Origin of the sequence: Xanthomonas sp. LF07-6 (genome assembly GCF_034105445.1) — a bacterium.
GTDB lineage: Bacteria > Pseudomonadota > Gammaproteobacteria > Xanthomonadales > Xanthomonadaceae > Xanthomonas_A > Xanthomonas_A sontii.
This window is the reverse complement of record NZ_JAXGGI010000011.1, coordinates 25,020-47,019: the sequence shown is the minus strand read 5'-3', so window position 1 is coordinate 47,019 and position 22,000 is coordinate 25,020. Positions and strand designations below refer to the sequence as shown.

General features: G+C 69.7%; 20 protein-coding genes. 10 read left to right on the top strand and 10 right to left on the bottom strand.

Annotated features, from left to right (window positions below; all coding sequences use genetic code 11):
• The first annotated feature begins 6 nt into the window (after positions 1-6).
• The 3 genes from SLW56_RS15850 to SLW56_RS15840 all read left to right on the top strand — a co-directional run bounded on the left by SLW56_RS15850 (position 7) and on the right by SLW56_RS15840 (position 2,594).
• Positions 7-717: a L,D-transpeptidase family protein gene (locus tag SLW56_RS15850; protein WP_320695160.1), complete on the top strand. Its 711-nt coding sequence runs from the start codon at positions 7-9 to the stop codon at positions 715-717.
• The gene (locus SLW56_RS15845; RefSeq protein ID WP_017908671.1) at positions 714-2,009 is read left to right on the top strand and encodes an APC family permease; all 1,296 of its coding nucleotides are present in this window, start codon (positions 714-716) and stop codon (positions 2,007-2,009) included. The genes SLW56_RS15850 and SLW56_RS15845 overlap by 4 nt, the downstream gene beginning before the upstream one ends.
• Before the next feature lie 87 nt (positions 2,010-2,096).
• Positions 2,097-2,594 (top strand): hypothetical protein, encoded by a 498-nt coding sequence (locus SLW56_RS15840; protein ID WP_267085033.1) that lies wholly within the window; start codon positions 2,097-2,099, stop codon positions 2,592-2,594.
• 120 nt (positions 2,595-2,714) lie between these two features.
• Here SLW56_RS15840 and SLW56_RS15835 read toward each other — a convergent pair whose 3' ends face one another.
• Complete coding sequence (locus tag SLW56_RS15835; RefSeq protein ID WP_267124532.1) at positions 2,715-3,221, bottom strand: hypothetical protein; 507 nt, start codon at positions 3,219-3,221, stop codon at positions 2,715-2,717.
• Between the two features lie 170 nt (positions 3,222-3,391).
• On the opposite strand from SLW56_RS15835, the gene SLW56_RS15830 reads away from it, so the two are divergent.
• Positions 3,392-3,700 (top strand): hypothetical protein, encoded by a 309-nt coding sequence (locus SLW56_RS15830; RefSeq protein WP_267124531.1) that lies wholly within the window; start codon positions 3,392-3,394, stop codon positions 3,698-3,700.
• Positions 3,701-3,869: 169 nt separating this feature from the next.
• On the opposite strand, the gene SLW56_RS15825 is transcribed toward SLW56_RS15830, so the two are convergent.
• The 8 genes from SLW56_RS15825 to tsaD form a co-directional block, all read right to left on the bottom strand.
• Entirely contained in the window at positions 3,870-5,012 is a 1,143-nt protein-coding gene (locus SLW56_RS15825) for a PQQ-dependent sugar dehydrogenase (protein WP_267124530.1), read from the bottom strand.
• 135 nt (positions 5,013-5,147) lie between these two features.
• Entirely contained in the window at positions 5,148-5,591 is a 444-nt protein-coding gene (gene yiaA / locus SLW56_RS15820; RefSeq protein ID WP_043094380.1) for an inner membrane protein YiaA, read from the bottom strand.
• A gap of 458 nt (positions 5,592-6,049) precedes the next feature.
• Positions 6,050-8,224, bottom strand: coding sequence for a glycoside hydrolase family 3 N-terminal domain-containing protein (locus SLW56_RS15815; protein ID WP_320695122.1), 2,175 nt, complete (start codon positions 8,222-8,224; stop codon positions 6,050-6,052).
• A 258-nt stretch (positions 8,225-8,482) separates the two neighbouring features.
• Positions 8,483-9,424 (bottom strand): alpha-E domain-containing protein, encoded by a 942-nt coding sequence (locus tag SLW56_RS15810; RefSeq protein ID WP_320695121.1) that lies wholly within the window; start codon positions 9,422-9,424, stop codon positions 8,483-8,485.
• Positions 9,424-10,872: a circularly permuted type 2 ATP-grasp protein gene (locus SLW56_RS15805; RefSeq protein WP_010341631.1), complete on the bottom strand. Its 1,449-nt coding sequence runs from the start codon at positions 10,870-10,872 to the stop codon at positions 9,424-9,426. Before SLW56_RS15805 ends, SLW56_RS15810 begins: the two co-directional genes overlap by 1 nt.
• A 79-nt stretch (positions 10,873-10,951) precedes the next feature.
• Positions 10,952-12,271, bottom strand: coding sequence for a mechanosensitive ion channel domain-containing protein (locus SLW56_RS15800; protein ID WP_043094374.1), 1,320 nt, complete (start codon positions 12,269-12,271; stop codon positions 10,952-10,954).
• Positions 12,268-12,621, bottom strand: a complete 354-nt coding sequence (folB, locus tag SLW56_RS15795; RefSeq protein WP_017912042.1) for a dihydroneopterin aldolase — start codon at positions 12,619-12,621, stop codon at positions 12,268-12,270. The genes SLW56_RS15800 and folB overlap by 4 nt, the downstream gene beginning before the upstream one ends.
• 70 nt (positions 12,622-12,691) lie before the next feature.
• Positions 12,692-13,774 (bottom strand): tRNA (adenosine(37)-N6)-threonylcarbamoyltransferase complex transferase subunit TsaD, encoded by a 1,083-nt coding sequence (gene tsaD, locus SLW56_RS15790; RefSeq protein WP_267121829.1) that lies wholly within the window; start codon positions 13,772-13,774, stop codon positions 12,692-12,694.
• Positions 13,775-13,896: 122 nt separating this feature from the next.
• Between tsaD and rpsU the strand changes: the two genes are divergently transcribed.
• The 4 genes from rpsU to dnaG all read left to right on the top strand — a co-directional run bounded on the left by rpsU (position 13,897) and on the right by dnaG (position 17,673).
• Positions 13,897-14,112: a 30S ribosomal protein S21 gene (gene rpsU / locus SLW56_RS15785; RefSeq protein ID WP_003465342.1), complete on the top strand. Its 216-nt coding sequence runs from the start codon at positions 13,897-13,899 to the stop codon at positions 14,110-14,112.
• A gap of 244 nt (positions 14,113-14,356) precedes the next feature.
• Positions 14,357-14,803 (top strand): GatB/YqeY domain-containing protein, encoded by a 447-nt coding sequence (locus SLW56_RS15780; protein WP_017912044.1) that lies wholly within the window; start codon positions 14,357-14,359, stop codon positions 14,801-14,803.
• 141 nt (positions 14,804-14,944) lie between these two features.
• Positions 14,945-15,859: a YihY/virulence factor BrkB family protein gene (locus SLW56_RS15775; protein ID WP_026143465.1), complete on the top strand. Its 915-nt coding sequence runs from the start codon at positions 14,945-14,947 to the stop codon at positions 15,857-15,859.
• A 71-nt stretch (positions 15,860-15,930) separates the two neighbouring features.
• The gene (gene dnaG, locus SLW56_RS15770; protein ID WP_320695120.1) at positions 15,931-17,673 is read left to right on the top strand and encodes a DNA primase; all 1,743 of its coding nucleotides are present in this window, start codon (positions 15,931-15,933) and stop codon (positions 17,671-17,673) included.
• 75 nt (positions 17,674-17,748) lie between these two features.
• Here the strand turns inward: dnaG and SLW56_RS15765 are convergent, their stop codons facing one another.
• The gene (locus tag SLW56_RS15765) at positions 17,749-18,627 is read right to left on the bottom strand and encodes a hypothetical protein (protein WP_267124805.1); all 879 of its coding nucleotides are present in this window, start codon (positions 18,625-18,627) and stop codon (positions 17,749-17,751) included.
• 558 nt (positions 18,628-19,185) lie between these two features.
• Between SLW56_RS15765 and SLW56_RS15760 the strand changes: the two genes are divergently transcribed.
• Complete coding sequence (locus SLW56_RS15760) at positions 19,186-20,175, top strand: bile acid:sodium symporter family protein (protein ID WP_267100241.1); 990 nt, start codon at positions 19,186-19,188, stop codon at positions 20,173-20,175.
• A gap of 202 nt (positions 20,176-20,377) precedes the next feature.
• Positions 20,378-21,964, top strand: a complete 1,587-nt coding sequence (locus SLW56_RS15755; RefSeq protein ID WP_043094369.1) for a thioredoxin family protein — start codon at positions 20,378-20,380, stop codon at positions 21,962-21,964.
• Positions 21,965-22,000: the final 36 nt, after the last annotated feature.

Below are 22,000 nucleotides of genomic sequence, written 5' to 3'. Positions count from 1 at the left end.
CCCGGCATGGCCGCCGACACCACCGTGCCGGCCGTGCAGCGCGCGCAGCAACTGATTCTGGTGCTGGCGCCGGACTGGGACAGCCCGCAGGGCACGTTGCAGGCGTTCGAGCGCGACGCGAAAGGCTGGCGCGCGCAGGGCAGGGCCGTCGACGTGAGCCTCGGCCGCCACGGCAGCGCCTGGGGCCTGGGCCTGCATCCGGCACAGACGGATGGCCCGCAGAAACGCGAAGGCGATGGCCGCAGCCCGGCCGGCGTGTTCACCATCGGCGAAGCCTTCGGCTATGCGTCGCGCATCGACAGCGCCATGCCCTACCAGGCGATGCAGCAGAGCAACTACTGCATCGATGTGCCCGGATCGCCGCTGTACAACCAGATCGTCGATGCCGACAAGGTCGGCAGCGCCGCGGTGGCCGGGTCCACCGAACCAATGCGCCTGGACCTGCAACACGCCGGCGATCAGCGCTACCGCGAAGGCTTCGTGATCCAGCACAACGCGCAGGCCACGCCGGGCGCCGGCAGCTGCATCTTTGCGCACCTGTGGCGCGCGCCCGGCGCGCCCACCGCCGGCTGCACCGCGATGCAGCCGGCCGACATGCAGCGGCTGCTGGCGTGGTTGCGGCCGTCCGCCGCGCCGCTGTTCGTGCTGCTGCCGCGCCATGCCTACCGGCGCCTGCAGGCCGAGTGGGCGCTGCCGGCCGTGGAGCCGGCGTCGTGAGCCAGGCGCCCGCACCCGGGCTGGTCCGCGCGGTCAGCCGCTGGCAGATCGTCGGGTTGTCGATCAACGACGTGATCGGCAGCGGCATCTACCTGCTGCCCGCGGCCACCGCCGCCCTGCTCGGGCCGTTGAGCCTGTGGGCGGTGTTGCTGGCCGGTGTGGCGGTGGCGCTGCTGGTGCTGTGTTACGCGCAGGCGGCCAGTTACTTCGACGAACCCGGCGGCAGCTATCTGTATGCGCGCGAGGCGTTCGGCCGTTTCGCCGGCTTCGAGATCGGCTGGATGATCTGGCTGACCCGGATCAGTTCGGCAGCGGCGCTGAGCAACGGGCTGGCCGATGCGGTGGTGCGCTTCTGGCCGGCCGCGGCCGGGGGCGGCGCGCGCCTGGCCATCGTGATCGGCTCGCTCGGCCTGCTCACCGCGATCAACGTGATCGGGGTGAAGTCGGCCGCGCGCACCGGCGTGGCGCTGGTGATCGGCAAGCTGGTACCGCTGCTGCTGTTCGTGGCGATCGGCGTGTTCTACGTGGACTGGTCGTGGGCGTTCTCGGGCAAGACCCCCGACCCGCACGATGTCGGCAACCTCGGCGAGGCGGCGTTGCTGCTGCTGTTCGCGTACGCCGGCTTCGAGAACATCCCGGCCGCCGCGGGCGAGTACCGCAATCCGCGCCGCGACGTGCCGTTCGCGCTGATCACCATGATCGTCACCGTCACCCTGATCTACGCCGCGGTGCAGGTGGTGGCGCAGGGCACGCTGCCCAACGTGGCGCAATCGGCGACGCCGCTGGCCGATGCCGCCAGCGGCTTCGGTGGCGAAGCGCTGGCGCTGATCCTCACCGTCGGCGCCACCATCTCCATCCTCGGCACCACCAGCAACACGGTGATGCTGGGGCCGCGCTTCCTGTTCGCGCTGGCCAAGGACGGCTACGGCCCGGCGTTCCTGGCGCGGGTGCATCCGCGCTTCCGCACGCCGGCCGCGGCGATCCTGCTGCAAGGCGTGCTGTCGCTGGCGTTGGCCCTGTCCGGCTCGTTCGTGCAACTGGCGCTGCTGTCGATGGTCACCCGCCTGTTCGCCTACATCGGCACCGCCGCGGCGGTGCTGGTGCTGGCACGGCGCTATCGCGATCGGCCCGGCGCGCTGCGGCTGCCGGGCGGGCCGTTGATCCCGCTCGCGGCGCTGTTGCTGGCGCTGGCGCTGCTGCTCAGCGCCAGCTGGCAGAACCTGGCCGCCGCGGGCGTAGCGCTGCTGGTGGGCGCGCTGTTCTATCGGTTCCCGCGCAAGGACGCGGCATGAACGCCTTCACGCCGCCTTGCGCGCAGGTCACGCGCGGATAACCGCGGCGCCCGGACGCTGGATGCCCACCAGCGAAAGCCGCCCGCCATGAAACGACGCCGTGTCTACAGCGCTCCGGATCTGTCCACCGCCACGCGCGCACTGCAGGCCGCGCGCAGCGCCGGCCTCGACAACGACGACCTGTCGCTGGTCGCGCGCGGCGACATCGAGCTGGACGCCATCCCCGACGACCGCAAGGAAGGCAAGACCGACACCGTGCCGGCCGCGGCGCGCGGCGCCCTGGGCGGCGGTGCCGCCGGACTGCTGGCCGGGCTGGCGGCGATCGCGGTGCCGCCGCTGGGCATCACCCTCGCCGGCGCCGGGGTCATGGCCATCGCCGGCGCCCTGGTCGGCAGTTGGTCCTCGGCACTGGTCGGTTCCACCGTGCCGGATCCGGTGCGGCGCAACTTCGAAGAGGAAATCGAGGCCGGGCGCATCCTGGTGGTGATCGAAGGCGAGCCGGAGCTACTGGACGCCGCCGATGCGCCGCTGCGCGCGGTCGGCACCACGGCCTTGCCTTACGAAGCGGCGGCTGCCGCGCACTGACATCACGCCAGCTAGGCCAGGCCTGGCGCGAGACGCTCTCCGTTGCGCAGTTCCGTACTGACGCGGTTGCACGGCCCGAAGGCCCGCCGCCATGGCGTCGTCATCGGCAGGCGCGTTTCGTCAGGCGGCTGGCGTCAGCGACCGCATGCGTACCAACAGACCCGCGGCGTACACCAGCCCGTAGGCGATCAGCGCCGCGGCGATGCTCATGGTCAGCGGACTGGCGTTCTGCAGGGTCTCGGCACTGCCGCCGGCGAACGCCCCACTGGCCCAGCGCCAGGCCAGGCGCCCGAGCAACAGCACGCTCAGCGCGGCGCCGATCCAGGGATTTGGCGTATACCAGCGCGCGCCGTCCTGCAGTTCGATGCGGGTGTGGTGCAGGGCGAAGGCGCCCAGCGCGGCGCCGCCCACGGCGCCCAGCGCCATGCCCAGGCGCACGACCGGCAACTGCACGGCCAGCCAGGTCAGCAGGCCCGCGACCAGCAGCAGGAACCCCAGCCGCACGCCGGTACGCCGCGGCTGCCAGGGCTGGCGGCCGAAATAGCGGCGGATGCGTCGGTAATACAGCCAGCCGACGCCGGCCGTGGCCAGGTACGGGGTCAACAAGGCGATGCCGTTGGCGGCCATGGGATTTGTCGGTAGAGAGGGGGCTTAGCGGCGGATCGTAAGCCACCCCGAGCGCCGGCGCAGCCTGCCAGAAGGCATGAATGTTTCATATCGCGATCACACCGCGCAGGGGCGGGTTTAACGCCGGCGTGGCTAGCTTTAAGCGCATTCATCGCCCACGGAGAACCATCATGAGCGTTCCGTATCAGATTCCCGGCCGTGCGCCCAACGACGAGGACCGCAACAGCGTCTCGCAGTACTGGCGCGATCGTTTCGCCGACGAGCCCTATTACAGCGAGGGCGAGCGGTTCGAAGACTACGAACCCGCCTACCACGCCGGCCACGAGGCGCGCATCCGCGACTTCAACCGCGCCTACGAGCAGGTGGAAACGGAACTGCACCGCGACTGGGACAACAACAAGGGCTCGCAGACGCTGAGCTGGAGCAAGGCCCGCCACGCGGTGCGCCGCGCCTGGGAGCGTGCCGGCAACGGCGAATAAGGCGACGCGCCACGTTCCCACCTGTAGAAGCGGCTTCAGCCGCGCCTACGATGGCAGCACGGCGATGTCCTGATCGCACCCACGGCGCCATCACCGACGCATCGGCAGGCGCACGCGCCCCACGCCGCTCACCCGGCAGCGGCGCAACCGCCGCTGCCGGGTGTACTCCTCAACTCTCCAGCGGCTGCAACTTCAGCAACCGCCCACCGGCGCCATCCTCCAGCAGCCACAGCGCGCCATCCGGCCCCTGCTCCACCTCGCGGATGCGCTTGCCCATGTCGTAGCGGGCGGCCTCGCGTGCGGTCTCGCCATTGAACTCGATCCGCACCAGCGACTGCGAGGACAGGCCGCCGATGAAGCCATTGCCGCGCCACTGCGGGAAGCGGCTGCCGTTGTAGATGACGAAGCCGGCCGGCGAGATCACCGGCGTCCAGCTCACCTTGGGCGCGGCGAATTCCGGGCGCGTGCTGTGATCGGGAATCGGGCGGCCGTCGTAATGGTCGCCGTTGGACACGATCGGGTAGCCGTAATTGGCGCCGCGCTGGATCAGGTTCAGCTCGTCGCCGCCGGCCGGGCCCATTTCGTGTTCCCACAACCGGCCGTTGGCGTCGAAGGCCAGACCGAGCACGTTGCGGTGACCCAGCGACCACACCTGCGCGGCGACGCCACCGCGGTTGGCGAACGGATTGTCGGCCGGCACGCTACCGTCGTCGTTGAGGCGCACGATCTTGCCCAGGTTGCCGCTCATGTCCTGCGCCGGATCGAACTTCTGCCGCTCGCTGGAACTGATCCACAGCTTGCCGTCCGGCCCGAACGCCAGCCGATGGCCGAAGTGGCCGTTGCCGGACACCTTGGGCTGCTGCCGCCAGATCACCTGCTGTTGGGACAGGGTGCCGCCGCCGTTGTTGTCGAGCGTCAGCTTGGCGCGCATCACCGCCGCGCCGCGGGTGTCGCCGCTGCCGGGTTCGGCGTAGCTCAGGTAGACCCAGCCGTTCTTGGCGAAGCCCGGATGCGGCAGCACGTCGCCGAGACCGCCCTGGCCGCCGTACGCCACGGTGGGGACGCCGCTGACCGTGCCGGTATGGCCGCTGACCGGGTCGATGCGCTTCAACGTGCCACCCTTCTCGCTGACCAGCGCAGTGCCATCGGGCAGGAAGCTCATCGCCCACGGTTCGTTGAAGGTGGCGACCGGGGTCGCCGAGAACGGCCAGTCGCCACGCCGCTCGGCGGCCGTGTCGGCGGGGGCGGCGTGCGCCGCAGAGATCGCCAGGCCCATGGCCAGCGCGCAAGCCAAACCCAGGGGAGTTCGCATGACGTGCACCTATCGGTTGGGGTCGAATCCCGAACCTAGCAGAGCCCGCGTGCACGGCAAGCATGCCGCGGCCAAGCCGTGGTCGCGGTCACGACGGCAGCGGTCTGCCCGCCCGGGGCAGCGCGCCAGACCGGATCACTCCAGCGGAGGCGGCAGCGTCTGCCCGACGTGGCGCTTGCCGCCTTGACCGGCCCCCACCGCATCGCGGGTGTTCTTCTGCACCGCCACTGCACCGAACAGGCTAAGCGCGAAGGCCATGGCATAGAAGCCTTTCTCGCTCAGCAACAAGGTTGCATTGAACAGACCGACTGCCAACAGCACCAGCGCCGCGATCACCGAGAACCAGCAGATCGAGTAATACAACGCGCTCACCGGAATGTCCTCGACGCGGTCGCGCACGCTCTTTTGCAGCGAGACCGCGGAAAACAGGCCGAACAGCAGGACCGTGAAGTAATACCCCTTCTCGTTCAACATCATTTCGGCATTCCACAAGCCGATCAGGAACCCGCCCGTGCCCAGCAGCAACGCCCCCCAGGAGGCAGCGATAAAGGCGGCGGAGGTCTTGGGCGCAGCTTGCATGAGAAATTCCTTGTGATGAGGGAAGACCAGGATCGGCGCATGGGCGAGGCGCAGCGCGCATCCCGACAACGCAACCTGAATGCATAAGGTAGAGGAAAGCGGCGAGTTACGCACCCGATCACAGTGGATGCCGCGCCGCCCCCGCCGTAGATGCCTGCAGCAGGCCGCATCGGAACGCTTCCGCAGATGCAGGCGGCGTCACGCCGCGTCCTGCATGGAAGGCCGGGAACGCAGGCCGCAGGCAGGAGCCGACGCGACGAGTACACGCGCCCACACCCACAACAGGCGTCCGTTGCGGCCCCACAGAGGCACGCCAGACCATGAAAGTGGCTGCTGCAAGAGCAGCCAGCGCGCCTCCTCCGGGCGGCATGGCGCCGTCTCCGGATCGGGGCGATCCGCGCGGCCGAATCACCATTGGCGTCACGCCCACGTCGGCGACGGCTGTCGCTGCGCCAGGCTCAGCCGGGCAGCAGCTCGAAGGCCACCGGCTCGCCGCTGGTCGAGGACGCGCACACCCACAGGTCGAACAGGCCCGGCTCGGCCGCGCACTGTCCGTCGCGGCCGGTGAAGGCCAGCGCGTGGCGGTCGAGGGTGAAGCGGACCTCCATGCCCTCGCCCGCGGCCAGCCGCACCTTGCGGAACGCCTTCAACTCGCGCACCGGGCGCACCCGGCTGGCGACGCGGTCGTGGATGTACAGCTGCACCACTTCCTCGCCTTCGCGCTCGCCGACATTGTCGATGCGCGTGGTCACAGTCAGGGTGTCGTCCCAGCCGACCTGGGTGCGGTCGAGCTGCGGCGTGCCGTAGGCGAACTGCGTGTAGCCGATGCCGTGGCCGAACGGATACAGCGGCGCGTTCGGCACCTCGCGCCAGCGCGACTTGAACTCGCTCATCGTTGGCAGTTCCGGCCGGCCGGTGCGCGGGTGGTTGTAGAAGTACGGCTGCTGCCCGGCATCGAGCGGGAAGCTCACCGGCAGGCGCGCGGACGGGTTGTAGTCGCCGAACAGCACGTCGGCCACCGCCGGGCCGGTCTGCGTGCCCAGGTACCAGGTCACCGCGATCGCCGCGGCGTCGCGCACCGCGCCCTGCAGCGCCAGCGCGCGGCCGTTGCGCAGCAGCACCACCAGCGGCGTGCCGGTGGCGGCGACCGCCTCGGCCAGCGCCTGCTGCGCCGGCGGCAGCACGATCTGGGTGCGCGACTGCGCCTCGCCGCTGTAGCGCTGCGGCTCGCCAAGGGCCAGCACCACCACGTCGGCGCCGCGCGCGGCGGCCACCGCCGCCTCGATGCCGCCGTCCAGCGGCGCTTCCAGGCCGCAGCCGGGCACCACGGTCAGCGCCTGCGCGTCGGCCAGCGCGGCGCGCACGCCGGCTTCCAGGGTCACATAGCGGGTCTTGTCGCCGAACAGGGTCCAGCAGCCCTCGATGTTGTCGCGGTCCTGCGCGAACGGGCCGATCAACGCGATCTTCTGGCCCTGCTTGCGCAGCGGCAGCACCGGGCCGTCGTTCTTCAGCAGCACGATCGAGCGCCGCGCCGCGTCGCGCGCCAGCGCATCGTGCGCGGCGATGTGCGACGGGTCCGCCTCGCGCGCCGGGTCCAGCGAGCGGTACGGATCGTCGAGCAGGCCGATCGCTTCCTTCAGTTCCAGCACGCGGCGCACCGAGGCATCCAGCAGCGCCATCGGCACCTCGCCGTCCTCCACCAGCGAAGGCAGGTGCGCGGCGTAGAAGCCGCTCTGCATGCTCATGTCCATGCCGGCCAGGAACGCCTTCTTGGTCGCGTCGCGCTCGTCGGCGGCATAGCCGTGCGCGATCAGCTCCATGTCGGCGGTGTAGTCGGAGATCACCACGCCGGGGAACTTCCATTCGCCGCGCAGGATTTCGGTCAGCAGTTCGTGGTTGGCGCTGGCCGGCACGCCGTTGATGTCGTTGAAGGAGGTCATCACGCTCAGCGCGCCGGCCTCGAAGGCGGCCTGGAACGGCGGCAGATGCACGTCGCGCAGGGTCTGCGGGGCGATGTCGACGCTGGCGTACTCCATGCCGGCGGCGACCGCGCCATAGGCGGCGAAGTGCTTGGGCGTGGCCAGCAAGGCGTCGTCGGCGCGCAGGTCCGGCCCGTGGAAGCCGCGCACGCGCGCGGCGGCGAAGGCGCAGCCCAGCACCACATCCTCGCCGGCGCCCTCGGCGCCGCGGCCCCAGCGCTGATCGCGGGCGATGTCCACCGCCGGCGCGTAGGTCCAGTGGATGCCGGCGGCGGTGGCCTCGACCGCGGTGGCGCGCGCGGTGCGCTCGGCCAGTTCCGGCTCGAAGCTGGCGGCCTCGCCCAGCGGGATCGGGAACACCGTGCGCATGCCATGGATCACGTCCGCAGCCAGGATCACCGGGATCCCCAGCCGGCTCTCCTCCAGCGCGACCTGCTGGATGCGCCGCCCCAGTTCCGCGCCGACGCCGTTGAACAGCGAGCCGACCCGGCCGGCGCGCACCTGCTGCAGCACCTCGTCGGCATTGCGGACGTTGGCTTCCGGATTCACGTCGGGGGCGAACGGGCGCACCATGTCGGCGAAGACGCCGAGCTGGCCGACCTTCTCCTCGACGGTCATGCGGGCGATGAGCGATTCGATACGATCCGAAGCCATGGGGTCCTTTGAGAAAACGTTTACATAGCCGCCAATTCTAGCTCTGCGGCCAGTCGATGGGGCAAGTTCCGGCGCCGGAATCGCCTATTCATAAAACTGTCTACCGACCGGGGCCGGCCCGGCCGCTGCGCACCATACGCCGGCGAAGGGGCGCCGCCTAGGGGGACTGGAGGGAGAGCCGGGCCCGGCTCAGCCCGGCGCTGATCCCGGATCGCCGCGGCCGGCCGCTGGCGCAGCGCACAGGCCGCCCGCCTCAGCTCAGGAGCTGAAGTAGGCCTCGGCGATGGCGCTGTGCAGGTGGCCGAGGTGGGTCTGGATCTCGTCCATGAACCCGGCCGGGTTGTGCTGCGCCAGGTACGCCGGGTCGGCATTGCGCACCAGCCCGCTAATGCGCATCAGCGCGCGCTCCACCGGCGGCCGCGGCGGCATGGTCGGCAGGATGTGCTGGGCGCGGACCAGGCAGAAATGCACGCTGCGCGGGAAGTCGTTGTTCTGCAGCAGGAAGCGCAGCGCCTGCTCGCCGGTGACGCGCTGGCGCACGTGGCGGCGGTACATCTGGTAGGCGGCCTGCGCGCGCAGCACGCTCATCCACTGCATGGCCTGGTAGGCCTCGCGGTCGTCGGCCTTGCGCGGGGTGATCAGGCCCGAGGCACCGGCATCGATGATGCGCGTGGTCATGTCGGCCTGTTCGATCGCAGTGCCCAGGCGCAGAAACTGGAAGCCGATGTCGCGGCTGACGTTGGCGGTCAGCAGCCCGGACACCTTCAGGCAGGCGTCGGTCACGTGGCCCAGGAACTCCATGCGGTAACGGCGGCCGACGCTGCGCTCGCCGTTGGCGTCGATGTACAGGTGCAGGTCGTTGACCGCTTCCCAGATCTCCTGCGGCAGGGTGTCGCGGATGCTGCGCAGCAGTTCGCGCGCGTACTGCACCGAACTGCGCAGCGAGGACGGATTGCGCTCGTCCAGCAGCAGGAAGCGCACCACGTCGGCGTCGCCGACGTCGTCGCCGGCGTTGGGGAACCACAGCGCGAAGATCTCGCCGGCGCCGACCGTGTCGATCATCGGCCGCCAGGCGAAGCGCACCGAGCGCGGCAGGTCCAACTGCAGCAGGCTGCCCACTCCCACCAGCCGCGCGGTGGTCTCGGCGCGGCGCACGTAGCGGCTGAACCAGTAGAGGTTGTCGGCGACGCGCGAGAGCATCAGTCGAGCTCCTCGTCCAGGTCCACCACCCAGGTGTCCTTGGCGCCGCCGCCCTGCGAGGAATTGACCACCAGCGAGCCCTCCTCCATCGCCACCCGGGTCAACCCGCCGGTGGTCACGTAGACGTCCTCGCGGGACAGGATGAACGGGCGCAGGTCCAGGTGCCGCGGTGCCGGCCCGGCCTCGGTCACGATCGGCGCGGTGGACAGGCCCAGGGTCGGCTGCGCCATGTAGTTGCGCGGGTCGGCCAGGATCAGCTTGCGGAACTGCTCGCGCTGACGCGTGGTCGAGCGCGGGCCGATCAGCATGCCGTAGCCGCCGGACTCGTTGGCCGGCTTCACCACCAGTTCGTCCAGGTGTTCGAGCACGTACTGGCGGTCCTTGTCGTCGTGGCACAGGTAGCTGGGCACGTTGGGCAGGATCGGCTCCTCGTCCAAGTAGTAGCGGATCATCTTCGGCACGTAGGCGAACACCACCTTGTCGTCGGCCACGCCGGCGCCCGGCGCGTTGGCCAGCGCCACCTTGCCGGCGCGCCAGCTGCGGATCAGCCCGGCCACACCCAGCACCGAATCGGCGCGGAACGCCTCCGGATCCAGGAACAGGTCGTCGACCCGGCGGTAGATCACGTCGACCCGGCGCGGTCCGTACACGGTGCGCATGTAGGTGCAGTCGTCGTCGGCCACGAACAGATCGTCGCCCTCGACCAGCTCGATGCCCATCGCCTGCGCCAGGTAGGCATGCTCGAAGTAGGCGCTGTTGAAGATGCCCGGGGTCAGCAACGCGATCACCGGCTGGTCGCCCGGGCGCGGCGACAGCGCCGCCAGGGTGTCGTAGAGCTGCGCCGGGTAGTCGTCCACCGGCAGGATCGCACTGGTCTCGAACAGCTCCGGGAACACCCGCTTGGCGACCATGCGGTTCTCGAGCATGTACGACACGCCGCTGGGGATGCGCAGGTTGTCCTCCAGCGCGTACAGCGTGCCGTCGGCGTCGCGCACCAGGTCCGAGCCGCACACGTGCGCCCACACCCCCAGCGCCGGGGTGATGCCCACGCACTGCGGGCGGAAGTTCACCGAGTGCTCCAGCAGCATCGCCGGGAACACCTTGTCCTTGACGATGCGCTGGGCGCCGTAGATGTCGCCGATGAACAGGTTGAGCGCGCGCATGCGCTGCTTCAGCCCGGCCTCGGTGCGCTGCCATTCGTGCAGCGGGATCACCCGCGGGATCAGGTCGAACGGCAGCGTGCGATCGACGTTACGGCCGTCGGAGTAGACGGTGAAGGTGATGCCCATGACCCGCGCGGCGACATCGGCGGCGAGCTGGCGTTCGGACAATTCGCGTCCACTGAGGCTGGACAGGTACTCGATGACCCGGCGCGCGGCCGGACGTGGCTGCCCATCGGACTGGATCAGCTCGTCGAAGGTGGCCGTGCGGTACTTGCTCCAGTCCATCGCGCCCCTTGTTGCTGCGGGCCGGCGGCGAGAGGCGCCGGCATGTTGTCCCGCAACATGCCCGCAGACGTGACAGCCGTCAAGCCGCCGGCGGCGGCACGGCGTCCGGGGCGCGGCGGATCCGCGCGCTGTCCATGAACATCGCGTCGCTGGAAGCCTGGAACACGCGCAGGTCGAAATTGGGCAGGATCGCCAGCAGGTGATCGAACAGGTCCGCCTGGATCTGCTCGTACATCGCCCAGCGGGTGTCGTTGGCGAAGCAGTACAGCTCCAGCGGCAGGCCGTTGGCGCCGGGTTCCAGCTGCCGCACCAGCAGGGTCATGTCCTGGCGCACGTGCGGGCTGGCGCGCAGGTAATGTTCGACGTAGGCGCGGAAGGTGCCGAGGTTGGTGATCCGGCGGCCGTTGATCGGCGCCACCCCGCGTTCGGCGAGCGCCCCGTTCCAGGCGCCGAGTTCGTCGCGCTTGCGGTCGATGTACTCGCGCAGCACGGTCAACTGCCGCATCTGCTCGATCTCGGCAGCGTCGAGGAAGCGCACGCTGTGCTGGTCCAGGTACAGCGCGCGCTTGATCCGGCGCCCGCCGGCCTCGCTCATCCCGCGCCAGTTCTTGAACGAGTCGCTGATCAGCTTCTTGGTCGGGATGGTGGTGATGGTCTTGTCCCAGTTCTGGACCTTGACCGTATGCAGCGCGATGTCGATCACGTCGCCGTCGGCGTTCTGCTGCGGCATCTCGATCCAGTCGCCGACGCGGACCATGTCGTTGGAACTGATGGTGACGCTGGCCACCAGCGACAGCAGGGTGTCCTGGAACACCAGGATCAGCACCGCCATCATCGCGCCCACGCCCGACAGCAGGATCACCGGCGACTTGTCGACCAGCACCGACACCATCAGCACCGCCGCGACCACGCCGAGCACGATCTTGAGCAACTGCATGTAGCCCTTGATCGGCTTGTTGTGCGCGTCCGGGCGCCGTTCGTAGACGTGGTTGAGCAGGTCCAGCACGCGCGACAGGGCCAGCGCCACGGTCAGCACGATGAAGGCGGCGCAGACGTTGCGCACCACGCTGACCATCGCCGCCGGCAGGTGCGGCACCGCGCCGATGCCCAGCGACAGCACCAGCGCCGGGATGACGTTGGCCAGGCGCGGGATCACGCTCAGCTTCACTTCCTTGTCGCTGAGCACGGTGGCGCGCAGCGCCCGCCGCAGCCCGCGCAGCAGGATCCGCTTGGTCACCCAGTTGGCCAGCCACGCCGCCAGCAGCAGCGCCACGATCACCATCGCGTCGTAGGCCCAGGGATACGGCGCCAGGGTGTGCTGCAGGTCGGCGAAGAAACGCGCGCCGGGCAGCGCCGCCGGCGCGGCGCTGGCGAATGGCAGCGATGCCTGCGTGCTCATGCGCGGCTGCGCTCGATGATGACCCCCACTGCCTGCGCTCCGCGCACCGCGCCCGGCTTGCTCAGCTTCAGCCGCAGCCACTGCACGTCGAATTCTTGCAGCACCGCTTCCGCGCAGCGCTCGGCCAGCGTCTCGACCAGCCCGTAGCCGGACTGCTCGACCAGTTCCACCAGGCGCTTGCTCACCGCCTTGTAGTTGAGCGTGTCGGCGATGTCGTCGCTGGCCGCGGGCTTGCGGTTGTCGAAGCCCATTTCCAGATCGAAACGCAGCGTCTGCCGGATCCGCCGCTCCCAATCGTAGATGCCGATCAGCGCGTCGATTTCCAGACCTTCGATGAAGACTTTATCCATGGGGAGCGGGGAATGGGGTATAGGGAGTGGGGAATGGTAAGAGCAGCGGCAAAAGCGGCGCGTGAGCCGCTCACGATTCCCGATTCTCCATTCCCGATTCCCGACTTGCCGCCAATGGCGGCAAGTCCGCCATGTCCCAGCGCGGCGTCACCTGAACCGCAGACGCGGCGTCGTGCAGGCCGGCCTGCAGGCGCAGGGCGCCGGCGAAGGCGATCATCGCGCCGTTGTCGGTGCACAGCGCCGGGCGCGGGAAGCAGGCACGGCCGCCGCGGGCCTGCGCCATCGCCTGCAGCTTGGCGCGCAGGCGCAGGTTGGCGCCGACGCCGCCCGCCACCACGATGGTGTCGCTGCCGGCGGCCTCCAACGCGCGCTCGCACTTGATCGCCAGCGTGTCCACCACCGCGTCCTCGAAGCCGCGGGCGATGTCGGCGCGCACCGCGTCGGACTGGTCGCTGTCGCGCCAGGCCAGCAGCACCTGGGTCTTGAGCCCGGAAAAACTGAAGTCCAGGCCGGGCCGGTCGGTCATCGGCCGGGCGAAGCGGAACCGGCCCGAGCTGCCCTGCGTGGCCAGCGCCGCCAGTTGCGGGCCGCCCGGATACGGCAGCCCCATCAGCTTGGCGGTCTTGTCGAAGGCCTCGCCGGCGGCGTCGTCCAGGGTCTCGCCGAGCAGGCGGTAGCGGCCGATGGCCTCCACCGCGATCAACTGGGTGTGGCCGCCGGAGACCAGCAGCGCCACGAATGGCGGCGCCGGCGCGCCGTGCACCGGGTCCGGATCCTCCATCAACGGCGCCAGCAGGTGGCCTTCCATGTGGTGCACGCCGATCGCCGGCACCTCCAGCGCCCAGGCCAGGGCCCGGGCCACGCCGGCACCGACCAGCAGCGCGCCGACCAGGCCCGGGCCGGCGGTGTAGGCCACCCCGTCCAGATCGCGCACCTGCAGGCCGGCCTCGGCCAGGGTCTGGCGGATCAGCGGCAGCAGCTTGCGCACGTGGTCGCGGCTGGCCAACTCCGGCACCACCCCGCCGTACTCGGCGTGCAGGGCGATCTGGCTGTACAGCGCATGCGCACGCAGCGCGGCCGCCCCGGAGCGGGTGGTGTCGTAGACGGCGACGCCGGTTTCGTCGCAACTGGATTCGATGCCGAGCACGTTCATGGGGTGCATTGTGCGGCCGAATCGGCGGCAGGCCAAACGGGGTGCTTGCAGCCGCGAAATCTGTCGCTATAATGTGCGGCTCGCCGGGCCTGACCCGGTCACCATTGTGTCCCGGAGATTCCATGCCCAGCGTTAAAGTCCGCGAGAACGAGCCCTTCGAGTTTGCGCTCCGTCGCTTCAAGCGCACCTGCGAAAAGGCCGGCGTGCTGGCCGAAACCCGCAAGCGCGAGTTCTACGAAAAGCCGACCCAGGAACGCAAGCGCAAGGCCGCTGCCGCGGTGAAGCGCCAGCTGCGTCGCACCTCGCGCGACGTCACCAAGCGCCAGCGTCTGTACTGAGGATCGCGGCCTACTGTAGCGGGATGTGCCGGTTTCGGCATCCGCTACGGTAAGCCCACAAAGCCGGCACGCGCAAGCGTCGCCGGCTTTTTGTGCGTCTTCCGCCTTGGCCAGGCGCTCCGCCCCACGCGGGCATCGGTCCCATCCCTGTCCCTCGGCACCCGCGTGCCGCCTCGGCCACAGCCTGCGCCAGCGCGCTTGCCTAGAATGCCCTTTCCCTTTTTTCTCTCCTGTGGAGCCCCTCATGACCCTCAAGCAGCAGCTCACCGACGACATGAAGGCCGCGATGAAGTCCGGCGACAAGCACAGCCTGGGCGTGATCCGGCTGATCAACGCCGCGATCAAGCAGAAGGAAGTGGACGAGCGCGTGGAGATGGACGACGCCGCGGTGATCGCGGTGATGGACAAGATGGTCAAGCAGCGCAAGGACTCGGTGAGCCAGTACGAGGCCGCCGGCCGCGACGACCTGGCCCAGGTGGAGCGCGAGGAGATCGTGGTGATCGAGCGCTACCTGCCGAGCAAGATGGGCGAGGCCGAGATCGTCGCCGCGATCCAGGCGGCGAAGGCGCAGACCGGCGCCGCCAGCCCGGCCGACATGGGCAAGCTGATGGCCGTGCTCAAGCCGATGCTCGCGGGCAAGGCCGACATGGGCCAGGTCTCGGTGCTGGTCAAGCAGCAGTTGGCCGGCTGACCGCACCGATGCGTTAGCGCGCGCGGCGGGCTTCACCCGCCTTTCGGCGACGGGCTGCTACAACGCCGGCAAGCCCGCGCCCCCTTCTGCGCGCAGTGCGGGACCGGCGTTGCGACGCCGCGCGCCGAAGGTCCCGCGCCCATGTCCATGCCCCTGTCGTCCGATCGCCTGCACAAACATCTCGACCGCCTGCAGCAGAGCCTGCCGGCCGCGCTGGTGCGGCGCTTCGTCGAGATCGACGTGATGACCCAGGCGGCGTCGCTGTCGTTCTACGCGCTGCTGTCGCTGGCGCCGCTGCTGGTGCTGCTGCTGTGGCTCACCGCCTCGCTGTATCCGCAGGCGCAGGAGGCGTTGATCGCGCAGATCGGGCAACTGGCCGGGCACGGCGCGCGCGAGGTCGCGCAGACGGTGATCGACAACGCCAAGAACCAGCCCAGCGTGGGCTCGCTGGCGGGGCTGTGGAGCACCCTGTTGCTGTTCGTCGGCGCCACCGCGGTGTTCGCGCAGTTGCAGAACGCGCTGAACCTGATCTTCCGCACCGACAAGCAGCGCCTGGACGGCCTCATGGCCTGGCTGAAGAAGCGCGTGTTCTCCTTCGGCGTGGTATTCGCGCTGGGCTTCCTGCTGCTGATCTCGATGATCCTGACCACCGTGCTGCAGGTGGTGTTCGCGCGGATGCCGTCGGTGCTGCCGGCGGTCGGCTACGTCTCGACCCTGGCGATCTACGTGCTGGCCTTCGCCGTGCTCTACCACTATCTGCCCGACCGCCGCGTGGAATGGCGCCAGGCCATCATCGGCGGCGCGATCACCGCCTGCCTGTTCGTGGCCGGGCGCTACGCGATCGGCCTGTACATCGCCACCGCCGCGCCCGGCAGCGCCTACGGCTCGATGGGCGCGCTGGTGATCCTGCTGGTGTGGATCTACTACGCCACCGTGGTGTTCTTCGTCGGCGCGCTGATCACCGCGGTGATCGACGAGCGGCTGCGCTCGCACAGCAAGCTCGTCGCGGCCGGGATCGACCCGCGCAGCGCTGCGCAGGCACCGCCGGCGCCCTGACCGCACGGTGCTGAACCACACGCAGGCCGCGCGGCCAGCGTGACGGCGCACGCGCGTGGCATCCTATGCGGATGGCCCGCATCCCCGACGCATTCATCGACGACCTGCTCGCACGCACCGACATCGTCGAGGTGATCGGCACGCGCGTGCCGCTGAAGCGCCAGGGCAAGGAGTACGCGGCGCGCTGCCCGTTCCACGACGAACGGTCGGCCTCGTTCACGGTGTCGCCAACCAAGCAGTTCTACCACTGCTTCGGCTGCGGCGCGCACGGCACCGCGATCAGCTTCCTGATGAACTACGACCGCCTCGAATTCCTCGACGCGGTCGACGAGCTGGCCAAGCGCGCCGGCATGGAAATCCCGCGCGACGCCCAGCAGCGTGGCGCGGCGCAGGCCGCCGGCGACGACCACCGCGACCTGTACTCTGCGCTGGAAGCGGCGGCCAAGTTCTTCCAGCGCCAGTTCGACGGCAGCGAGAAGGCGCGCGTCTACCTGGACGGCCGCGGCGTGGACGCGGAAAACCGCGCGCGCTTCCAGATCGGCTACGCCCCGGACGGCTACAGCGCGCTCAAGGACGCGCTGGGCACCGACGAGCGCCGGCTCAAGCTGCTCGACCGCGCCGGGCTGTTCTCCAAGAACGACCGCGGCCACGTCTACGACAAGTTCCGCGACCGGGTGATGTTCCCGATCTTCGACCGCCGCGGCCGGGTCATCGCCTTCGGCGGCCGCGTGCTCGACAAGGACGACGGCCCCAAGTACCTGAACTCGCCGGAGACAGCGCTGTTCCACAAGGGCCGCGAACTGTACGGCCTGTGGCAGGTGCGCCAGGCCAACCAGAAGATCGAGCGGCTGATCGTGGTCGAGGGCTACATGGACGTGGTCTCGCTGTTCCAGTTCGGCGTCACCCAGGCGGTGGCGACGCTGGGCACCGCGACCACGCCGGACCATGCCGAACTGCTGTTCCGCAACGCGCCGGACGTGTTCTTCTGCTTCGACGGCGACGCCGCCGGCCGCCGCGCCGGCTGGAAGGCGCTGGAATCGGTGCTGCCGCGGATGAAGGACGGACGCCAGGCGTTCTTCCTGTTCCTGCCCGATGGCGAGGATCCGGACACCATCGTGCGCAAGGAAGGCGCCGCGGCCTTCGACGCGCGCCTGGTCCAGGCCACGCCGCTGTCGCAGTTCTTCTTCGACGAACTCTCGCGCGAGATCAACCTCGGCACGCTCGACGGCAAGGCGCGCCTGGCCGAACGCGCGCGGCCGATGCTGGCGCAGATTCCCGACGGCGCCTTCGGCGACCTGATGCGCCAGCGCCTGGCCGAACTCACCGGCATCGGCGCCGCCACACCGGCAGTCGCCACGGCCGCGGCGAGCCGGCCGCCGCCGCGCGCGCCGCGCCCGGCGCACAAGCGCAGCCTGGTCCGCGAGGGGATCGTGCGCCTGCTGCAGGCGCCGTCGCTGGCGCTGGACCTGCCGCCGCCCTACCCGTTCGCCGGCCTGCGCCTGCCCGGCATCGAGCTGATGATCGAACTGCTGCAGATCGTGCATGCGCGCCCGGAGATCACCACCGGCGCCCTGCTCGAACACTTCCACGAACGCGAGGAACTGGCCGCACTGCAGAAGCTGGCGGTGCAGGAGATCGCCGGCGAGACCGCCAGCTGGCGCCAGGAACTGCACGACGTGGTCGTGCAGTTGGAAAAGCAGACGCTGCAGCAGCGCCTGGACGAACTGCAGGCCAAGCAGCGCGCGCAAGGGTTGGACGAGACCGACAAGTACGAGCTGCGGGAACTGCTGAAGGCGCGTGCGGGGCTGCATTGACGCAATGCGCATGGACGTCCGAAATGGCGGCGATCCGTATGCCGGACCGCCACCTCTGACCCCACCCCGTCAGAACTATGCCGACGTTTCTGCGCGCGCCAACGCCGCTATCGCGTCCGCCTCCAGCGTCTCCCACTCCGCCCCCTTGGCTTCGATACGCGCGACCAGCGCATCCAGCAGCGCATCTGCATCCAGCGGCAGCGTCTGCGGCGTGGCACCGGGCGGAAATACCGGCTGCAGCCAGTTCGCGATCAGCGCCTCGTAAGCCTTGGTGTGCTGGAACGCCACCTGCTGCAGGAACGTCTTCAGGTCGGTCGGAGGACTACCGCTCGGCGTTCCGGCCAGCGGCTGATTGGCAATCTGCGTGTAGGCCACACCCGACGCCCATGCTTGCACGATGGCTGCATTCACCGCCAGATCGACATCCGAGATGGGCTTGTTGTCGTAGAGCGTCTTGATCTGCCGAAGCATGGCAATGACCCACGCGTGCGGCACCGCGTCCAGGGTATTCCACATATCGCGGTTCCATGCCTGGTAACCGTTGGCCGGCGTGGGCGGTAACAGCTGCGCGTAGAGACTGGCGAACGCAGCGTTACCCGGCGTAGCTCCTGCGGTGGGATAGCAGTACACCGCGTTGTATTCGAGCTTGCCCGCCTGCTTGAGCCAGGCCGCGGTGGTCGGCGACAACGCGCCACCGAGGCTGTGCCCGACGAAGATCACCGTGGCACCGTTGCTCGCGTTGCTCTGCAGGAAGCTGCACAAGGTCGTCTTTGGCGCCATGGCAGTGTCTGGACTCACCATAGTGAGCAGATGCCATACGCCCAGTGCCGTGCCCATCGAGATGACCGCGGCATCCTGCGGGATCGGCTTGGATGCCCTTGTCGGCGCAGCGCTTGCCAAAGGATCGTAGGTGGCGAAGTCGACCACCGAAGCGACATCGAAATCCTCGACCAACCAGTCGTAGGGAGACTTCGGTTGGTGGCGCAGATCGCCACCACATAGACGGCGGTCGAAAAGCCAGGCATGTCCGCGCACTTGGCGACGAACATTGCATTGTCAGAAAGATCGGAGTGTTGCCCCTGCCACACCTGCGGCCCCCAGACCAGCTCCCAGGTCCCGATCTTCTGCTGCGCTGGCGCCGACTTCAGGGTGTCCAGCAACATGCGCTGATAATCGGACTGCAGTGCTGGGGCGATTCCGGTCCGCGTCCCCACCCAATTGGCCAAGCTCGAAAGCGCAAACACGGTCTGGTACTGATCGTATTGCATGTGCGTGCTCCTGATCCCTGGAGAAGCGGGGGGCGATGGCGCACGCGTGGCGCGCCATCGTGCCCGACGCGCTCCCCCACTCGGACGGGCAAAGGCAATCTAGCAAGCTGCCGGTACGCGCATTTGACCGAAACGGCCGTCGCCGCAACATGTCTGCGAGTTGTCTACGCCGTGCGTCCGGATTCGCGTGCGGGCGCCATGCTTTCTAAAATGCACGACTCCCCCCACCGCTCGACCTTCCCCGATGATCAAGTCCTGGCTTGCGCGCCTGCGCATCGAACCCTTCACCCTGGCGCTGCTGTGCACGGTGCTGCTGGCCTCGCTGCTGCCGGTGCAGGGGCGCGCGGCGTCGGTGATGGACGTGGTCACCGATCTGGCGATCGCCGCGCTGTTCTTCCTGCATGGCGCGCGGCTGTCGCGCGCGGCCATCGTCGCCGGCGCGCTGCACTGGCGGCTGCACCTGACCATCTTCGCCGCCACCTTCATCCTGTTCCCGCTGCTGGGCCTGCTGTTCAAGCCGCTGTCGCACTGGCTGCTGACCCCGGACCTGTACATCGGTGTGCTGTTCCTGTGCACGCTGCCGTCCACGGTGCAGTCGTCGATCGCCTTCACCTCGATGTCCGGCGGCAACGTGCCGGCGGCGGTGTGCAGCGCCTCGCTGTCGAGCCTGCTCGGGGTGTTCCTGACGCCGCTGCTGATGGGCGTGCTGACCGACGCGCAGAACGCCATGTCCAATCCGCTGGAGGCGATGGGCAAGATCATGCTGCAGCTGTTGGTGCCGTTCGTCGCCGGCCATCTGCTGCAGCGCTGGATCGGCGGCTGGGTCGAACGCCGCCGCGCAGTGCTGCGCTACACCGACCAGAGCACCATCCTGCTGGTGGTGTACACCGCGTTCAGCGCCGCGGTGGTCGAAGGCCTGTGGCGCAAGACGCCGCTGCCGGCGCTGCTCGGCGTCGCCGTGGTCGGCGCGGTGCTGCTGGCGCTGGCGATGGCGTTGATCACCTTCGGCGCACGGCGCCTGGGCTTTTCCCGCGAGGACGAGATTCCGATCGTGTTCTGCGGCTCGAAGAAGAGCCTGGCCACCGGCGTGCCGATGGCCAAGGTACTGTTCGCCAGCGGCAGCCTCGGCGCGATCGTGTTGCCGGTGATGATCTACCACCAGATCCAGCTGATCGTCTGCGCGGTGATCGCGCAACGCTACGCGCGCGCGGCGAAGGCAGAAGCGACCGGCTAGCGGCGAACGGCAAGGGGCGGTCGCGGGCGCCGGCCGGCACGCCGCGCCGACGCGGGCCGCAAGTGCGTGTCATGCGCCGCGCAGCACCTGCACGGGCGGCATATGCAGATGCGCAGCCGGCATGAGCGATGACGGCAACGGCTGCGTACAGTAGACGGCCGGCACGGCCGGCGCCGTGTCTCCCTCCCCTCCCGGTGCCCCCATGAGCCGCATGTTCCGCCGTTCCGCGACGATCTCCGCCAGCCTGGCCGCGCTGCTGGCGCTGAGTGCCTGCCAGCAACCGCCCGCGCCGGCCGCGCCCAAGGCCGCCCCAGCGGCGCCTGCCGCCGACAGCGCCGGCATCGCCTGGCGCGAGGGCGACGTCGACGACGCCTTCGCCGAAGCGCGCGAACACGACAAGCCGGTGCTGCTGTACTGGGGCGCGGCCTGGTGCCCGCCCTGCAACCGGCTCAAGGCCACGCTGTTCAAGGACCCGGCGTTCATCGCCCGCACCCGCGCCTTCGTCGCGGTGCACCTGGACGGCGATTCGGAAGGCGCGCAGGCCTGGGGCGAGCGCTTCGGCGTCAAGGGCTATCCGACCATCATCGTGCTGCGCCCGGACCGCAGCGAGATCACCCGCCTGGCCGGGGACAGCGATACCGTGCGCCTGGCCGAGGCCCTGCGCGTGGCCGCGACCCGCACCACTACCTCGGCGCAGTTGCTGCAGCAAGCGCTGAAGGCGCCGGCCACGCTCAGCGCCGACGACTGGATCCTGCTCGGCGAGTACGGCTGGGCGGTGGATGCGGCCCAACTGGTCAAGCCGGGTCAGGCGGCCGACGTGCTCACGCGCCTGGCCGCGGCCGCGCCGCAGCCGGCCTTGCAACGCCGTTTCGCGTTGCTGGCGCTGGCCGCACAGGATCCGGCCAAGGCTGCCAAGGTGGATGCCAAGCACCGCGCCGCCGACCGCGAACTGCTGCAGGCGGTGCTGGCCGACCCGGCCGAGGTGCGCGCCAACCGCAGCACGCTGACCTATGCGGCGCGCGAGCTGGTGCAGGCCGCGGCCAGCGACGCCGCCGAGCGCACTGCGCTGTCGAACGCGCTGACCCATGCGCTGGACCAGGTCTACGCCGACAGCAGCCTGCCGATCAGCGATCGCCTGGACACCGCCGCCGCGGACATCGCCCTGGCACGCTTGGCGCAAGGCCAGCCGGCCGAGGCCGGCGACGGTCCGCATCCGCCACTGCCGCCGGCGGTGGTCGCCAAGGTGCAACAGCGCGTGCACTGGGCCGAGCAGGCCGCCAGGACCGACTACGAACGCCAGTCCACGATCAGCAGCGCCGCCGGCCTGCTGGACGCCGCCGGCGACAGCGCCGGCGCCGAGCAACTGCTGCTCGCCGAACTCCAGCGCAGCAAGACGCCGTATTACTACATGCCGGAACTGGCCAGTCTGGCCGAGGCGCGCGGCGACAAGCAGACGGCGCTGTTCTGGCTGAAGAAGGCCTACGAGAGCGCGCAGGGCCCGGCCACCCGCGTGCAGTGGGGCGTGCTCTATGTCGATGGGCTGGTCCGGCTGCAGCCGGACAATCCGGCCGCGATCGAGGCGGCCGCCGGCCAGGTGATCGGAGAATTGGCCGGCCAGCCCGACGGCTATCACCAGCGGACCCGGCAGCGTTTCGACACCCTGGCCAAGACCCTGCAGGCCTGGAGCAAGGGCCACGACGGCAGCGCGGTGCTCGCGCGGCTGCAGCACAAGATGCAGCAAAGCTGCGGCAGCCAGGAGGGCGACGGCTGCCAGCATTGGCTGGGGTGAGCGCGAGAGGCGCGTCACGCACCACGGCAGGGCACT

What these genes read in the sequence shown, in the direction of transcription:
- SLW56_RS15775 (WP_026143465.1), top strand. Translation starts at nt 14,945, where the DNA reads ATGTCCATGCCCCTGTCGTCCGATCGCCTGCACAAACATCTCGACCGC.
- SLW56_RS15780 (WP_017912044.1), top strand. Translation starts at nt 14,357, where the DNA reads ATGACCCTCAAGCAGCAGCTCACCGACGACATGAAGGCCGCGATGAAG.
- SLW56_RS15825 (WP_267124530.1), bottom strand. Translation starts at nt 5,012, where the DNA reads ATGCGAACTCCCCTGGGTTTGGCTTGCGCGCTGGCCATGGGCCTGGCG.
- tsaD (WP_267121829.1), bottom strand. Translation starts at nt 13,774, where the DNA reads ATGAACGTGCTCGGCATCGAATCCAGTTGCGACGAAACCGGCGTCGCC.
- folB (WP_017912042.1), bottom strand. Translation starts at nt 12,621, where the DNA reads ATGGATAAAGTCTTCATCGAAGGTCTGGAAATCGACGCGCTGATCGGC.
- SLW56_RS15805 (WP_010341631.1), bottom strand. Translation starts at nt 10,872, where the DNA reads ATGGACTGGAGCAAGTACCGCACGGCCACCTTCGACGAGCTGATCCAG.
- SLW56_RS15810 (WP_320695121.1), bottom strand. Translation starts at nt 9,424, where the DNA reads ATGCTCTCGCGCGTCGCCGACAACCTCTACTGGTTCAGCCGCTACGTG.
- dnaG (WP_320695120.1), top strand. Translation starts at nt 15,931, where the DNA reads ATGGCCCGCATCCCCGACGCATTCATCGACGACCTGCTCGCACGCACC.
- SLW56_RS15835 (WP_267124532.1), bottom strand. Translation starts at nt 3,221, where the DNA reads ATGGCCGCCAACGGCATCGCCTTGTTGACCCCGTACCTGGCCACGGCC.
- SLW56_RS15815 (WP_320695122.1), bottom strand. Translation starts at nt 8,224, where the DNA reads ATGGCTTCGGATCGTATCGAATCGCTCATCGCCCGCATGACCGTCGAG.
- SLW56_RS15850 (WP_320695160.1), top strand. Translation starts at nt 7, where the DNA reads ATGGCCGCCGACACCACCGTGCCGGCCGTGCAGCGCGCGCAGCAACTG.
- SLW56_RS15840 (WP_267085033.1), top strand. Translation starts at nt 2,097, where the DNA reads ATGAAACGACGCCGTGTCTACAGCGCTCCGGATCTGTCCACCGCCACG.
- SLW56_RS15755 (WP_043094369.1), top strand. Translation starts at nt 20,378, where the DNA reads ATGAGCCGCATGTTCCGCCGTTCCGCGACGATCTCCGCCAGCCTGGCC.
- rpsU (WP_003465342.1), top strand. Translation starts at nt 13,897, where the DNA reads ATGCCCAGCGTTAAAGTCCGCGAGAACGAGCCCTTCGAGTTTGCGCTC.
- SLW56_RS15800 (WP_043094374.1), bottom strand. Translation starts at nt 12,271, where the DNA reads ATGAGCACGCAGGCATCGCTGCCATTCGCCAGCGCCGCGCCGGCGGCG.
- yiaA (WP_043094380.1), bottom strand. Translation starts at nt 5,591, where the DNA reads ATGCAAGCTGCGCCCAAGACCTCCGCCGCCTTTATCGCTGCCTCCTGG.
- SLW56_RS15830 (WP_267124531.1), top strand. Translation starts at nt 3,392, where the DNA reads ATGAGCGTTCCGTATCAGATTCCCGGCCGTGCGCCCAACGACGAGGAC.
- SLW56_RS15760 (WP_267100241.1), top strand. Translation starts at nt 19,186, where the DNA reads ATGATCAAGTCCTGGCTTGCGCGCCTGCGCATCGAACCCTTCACCCTG.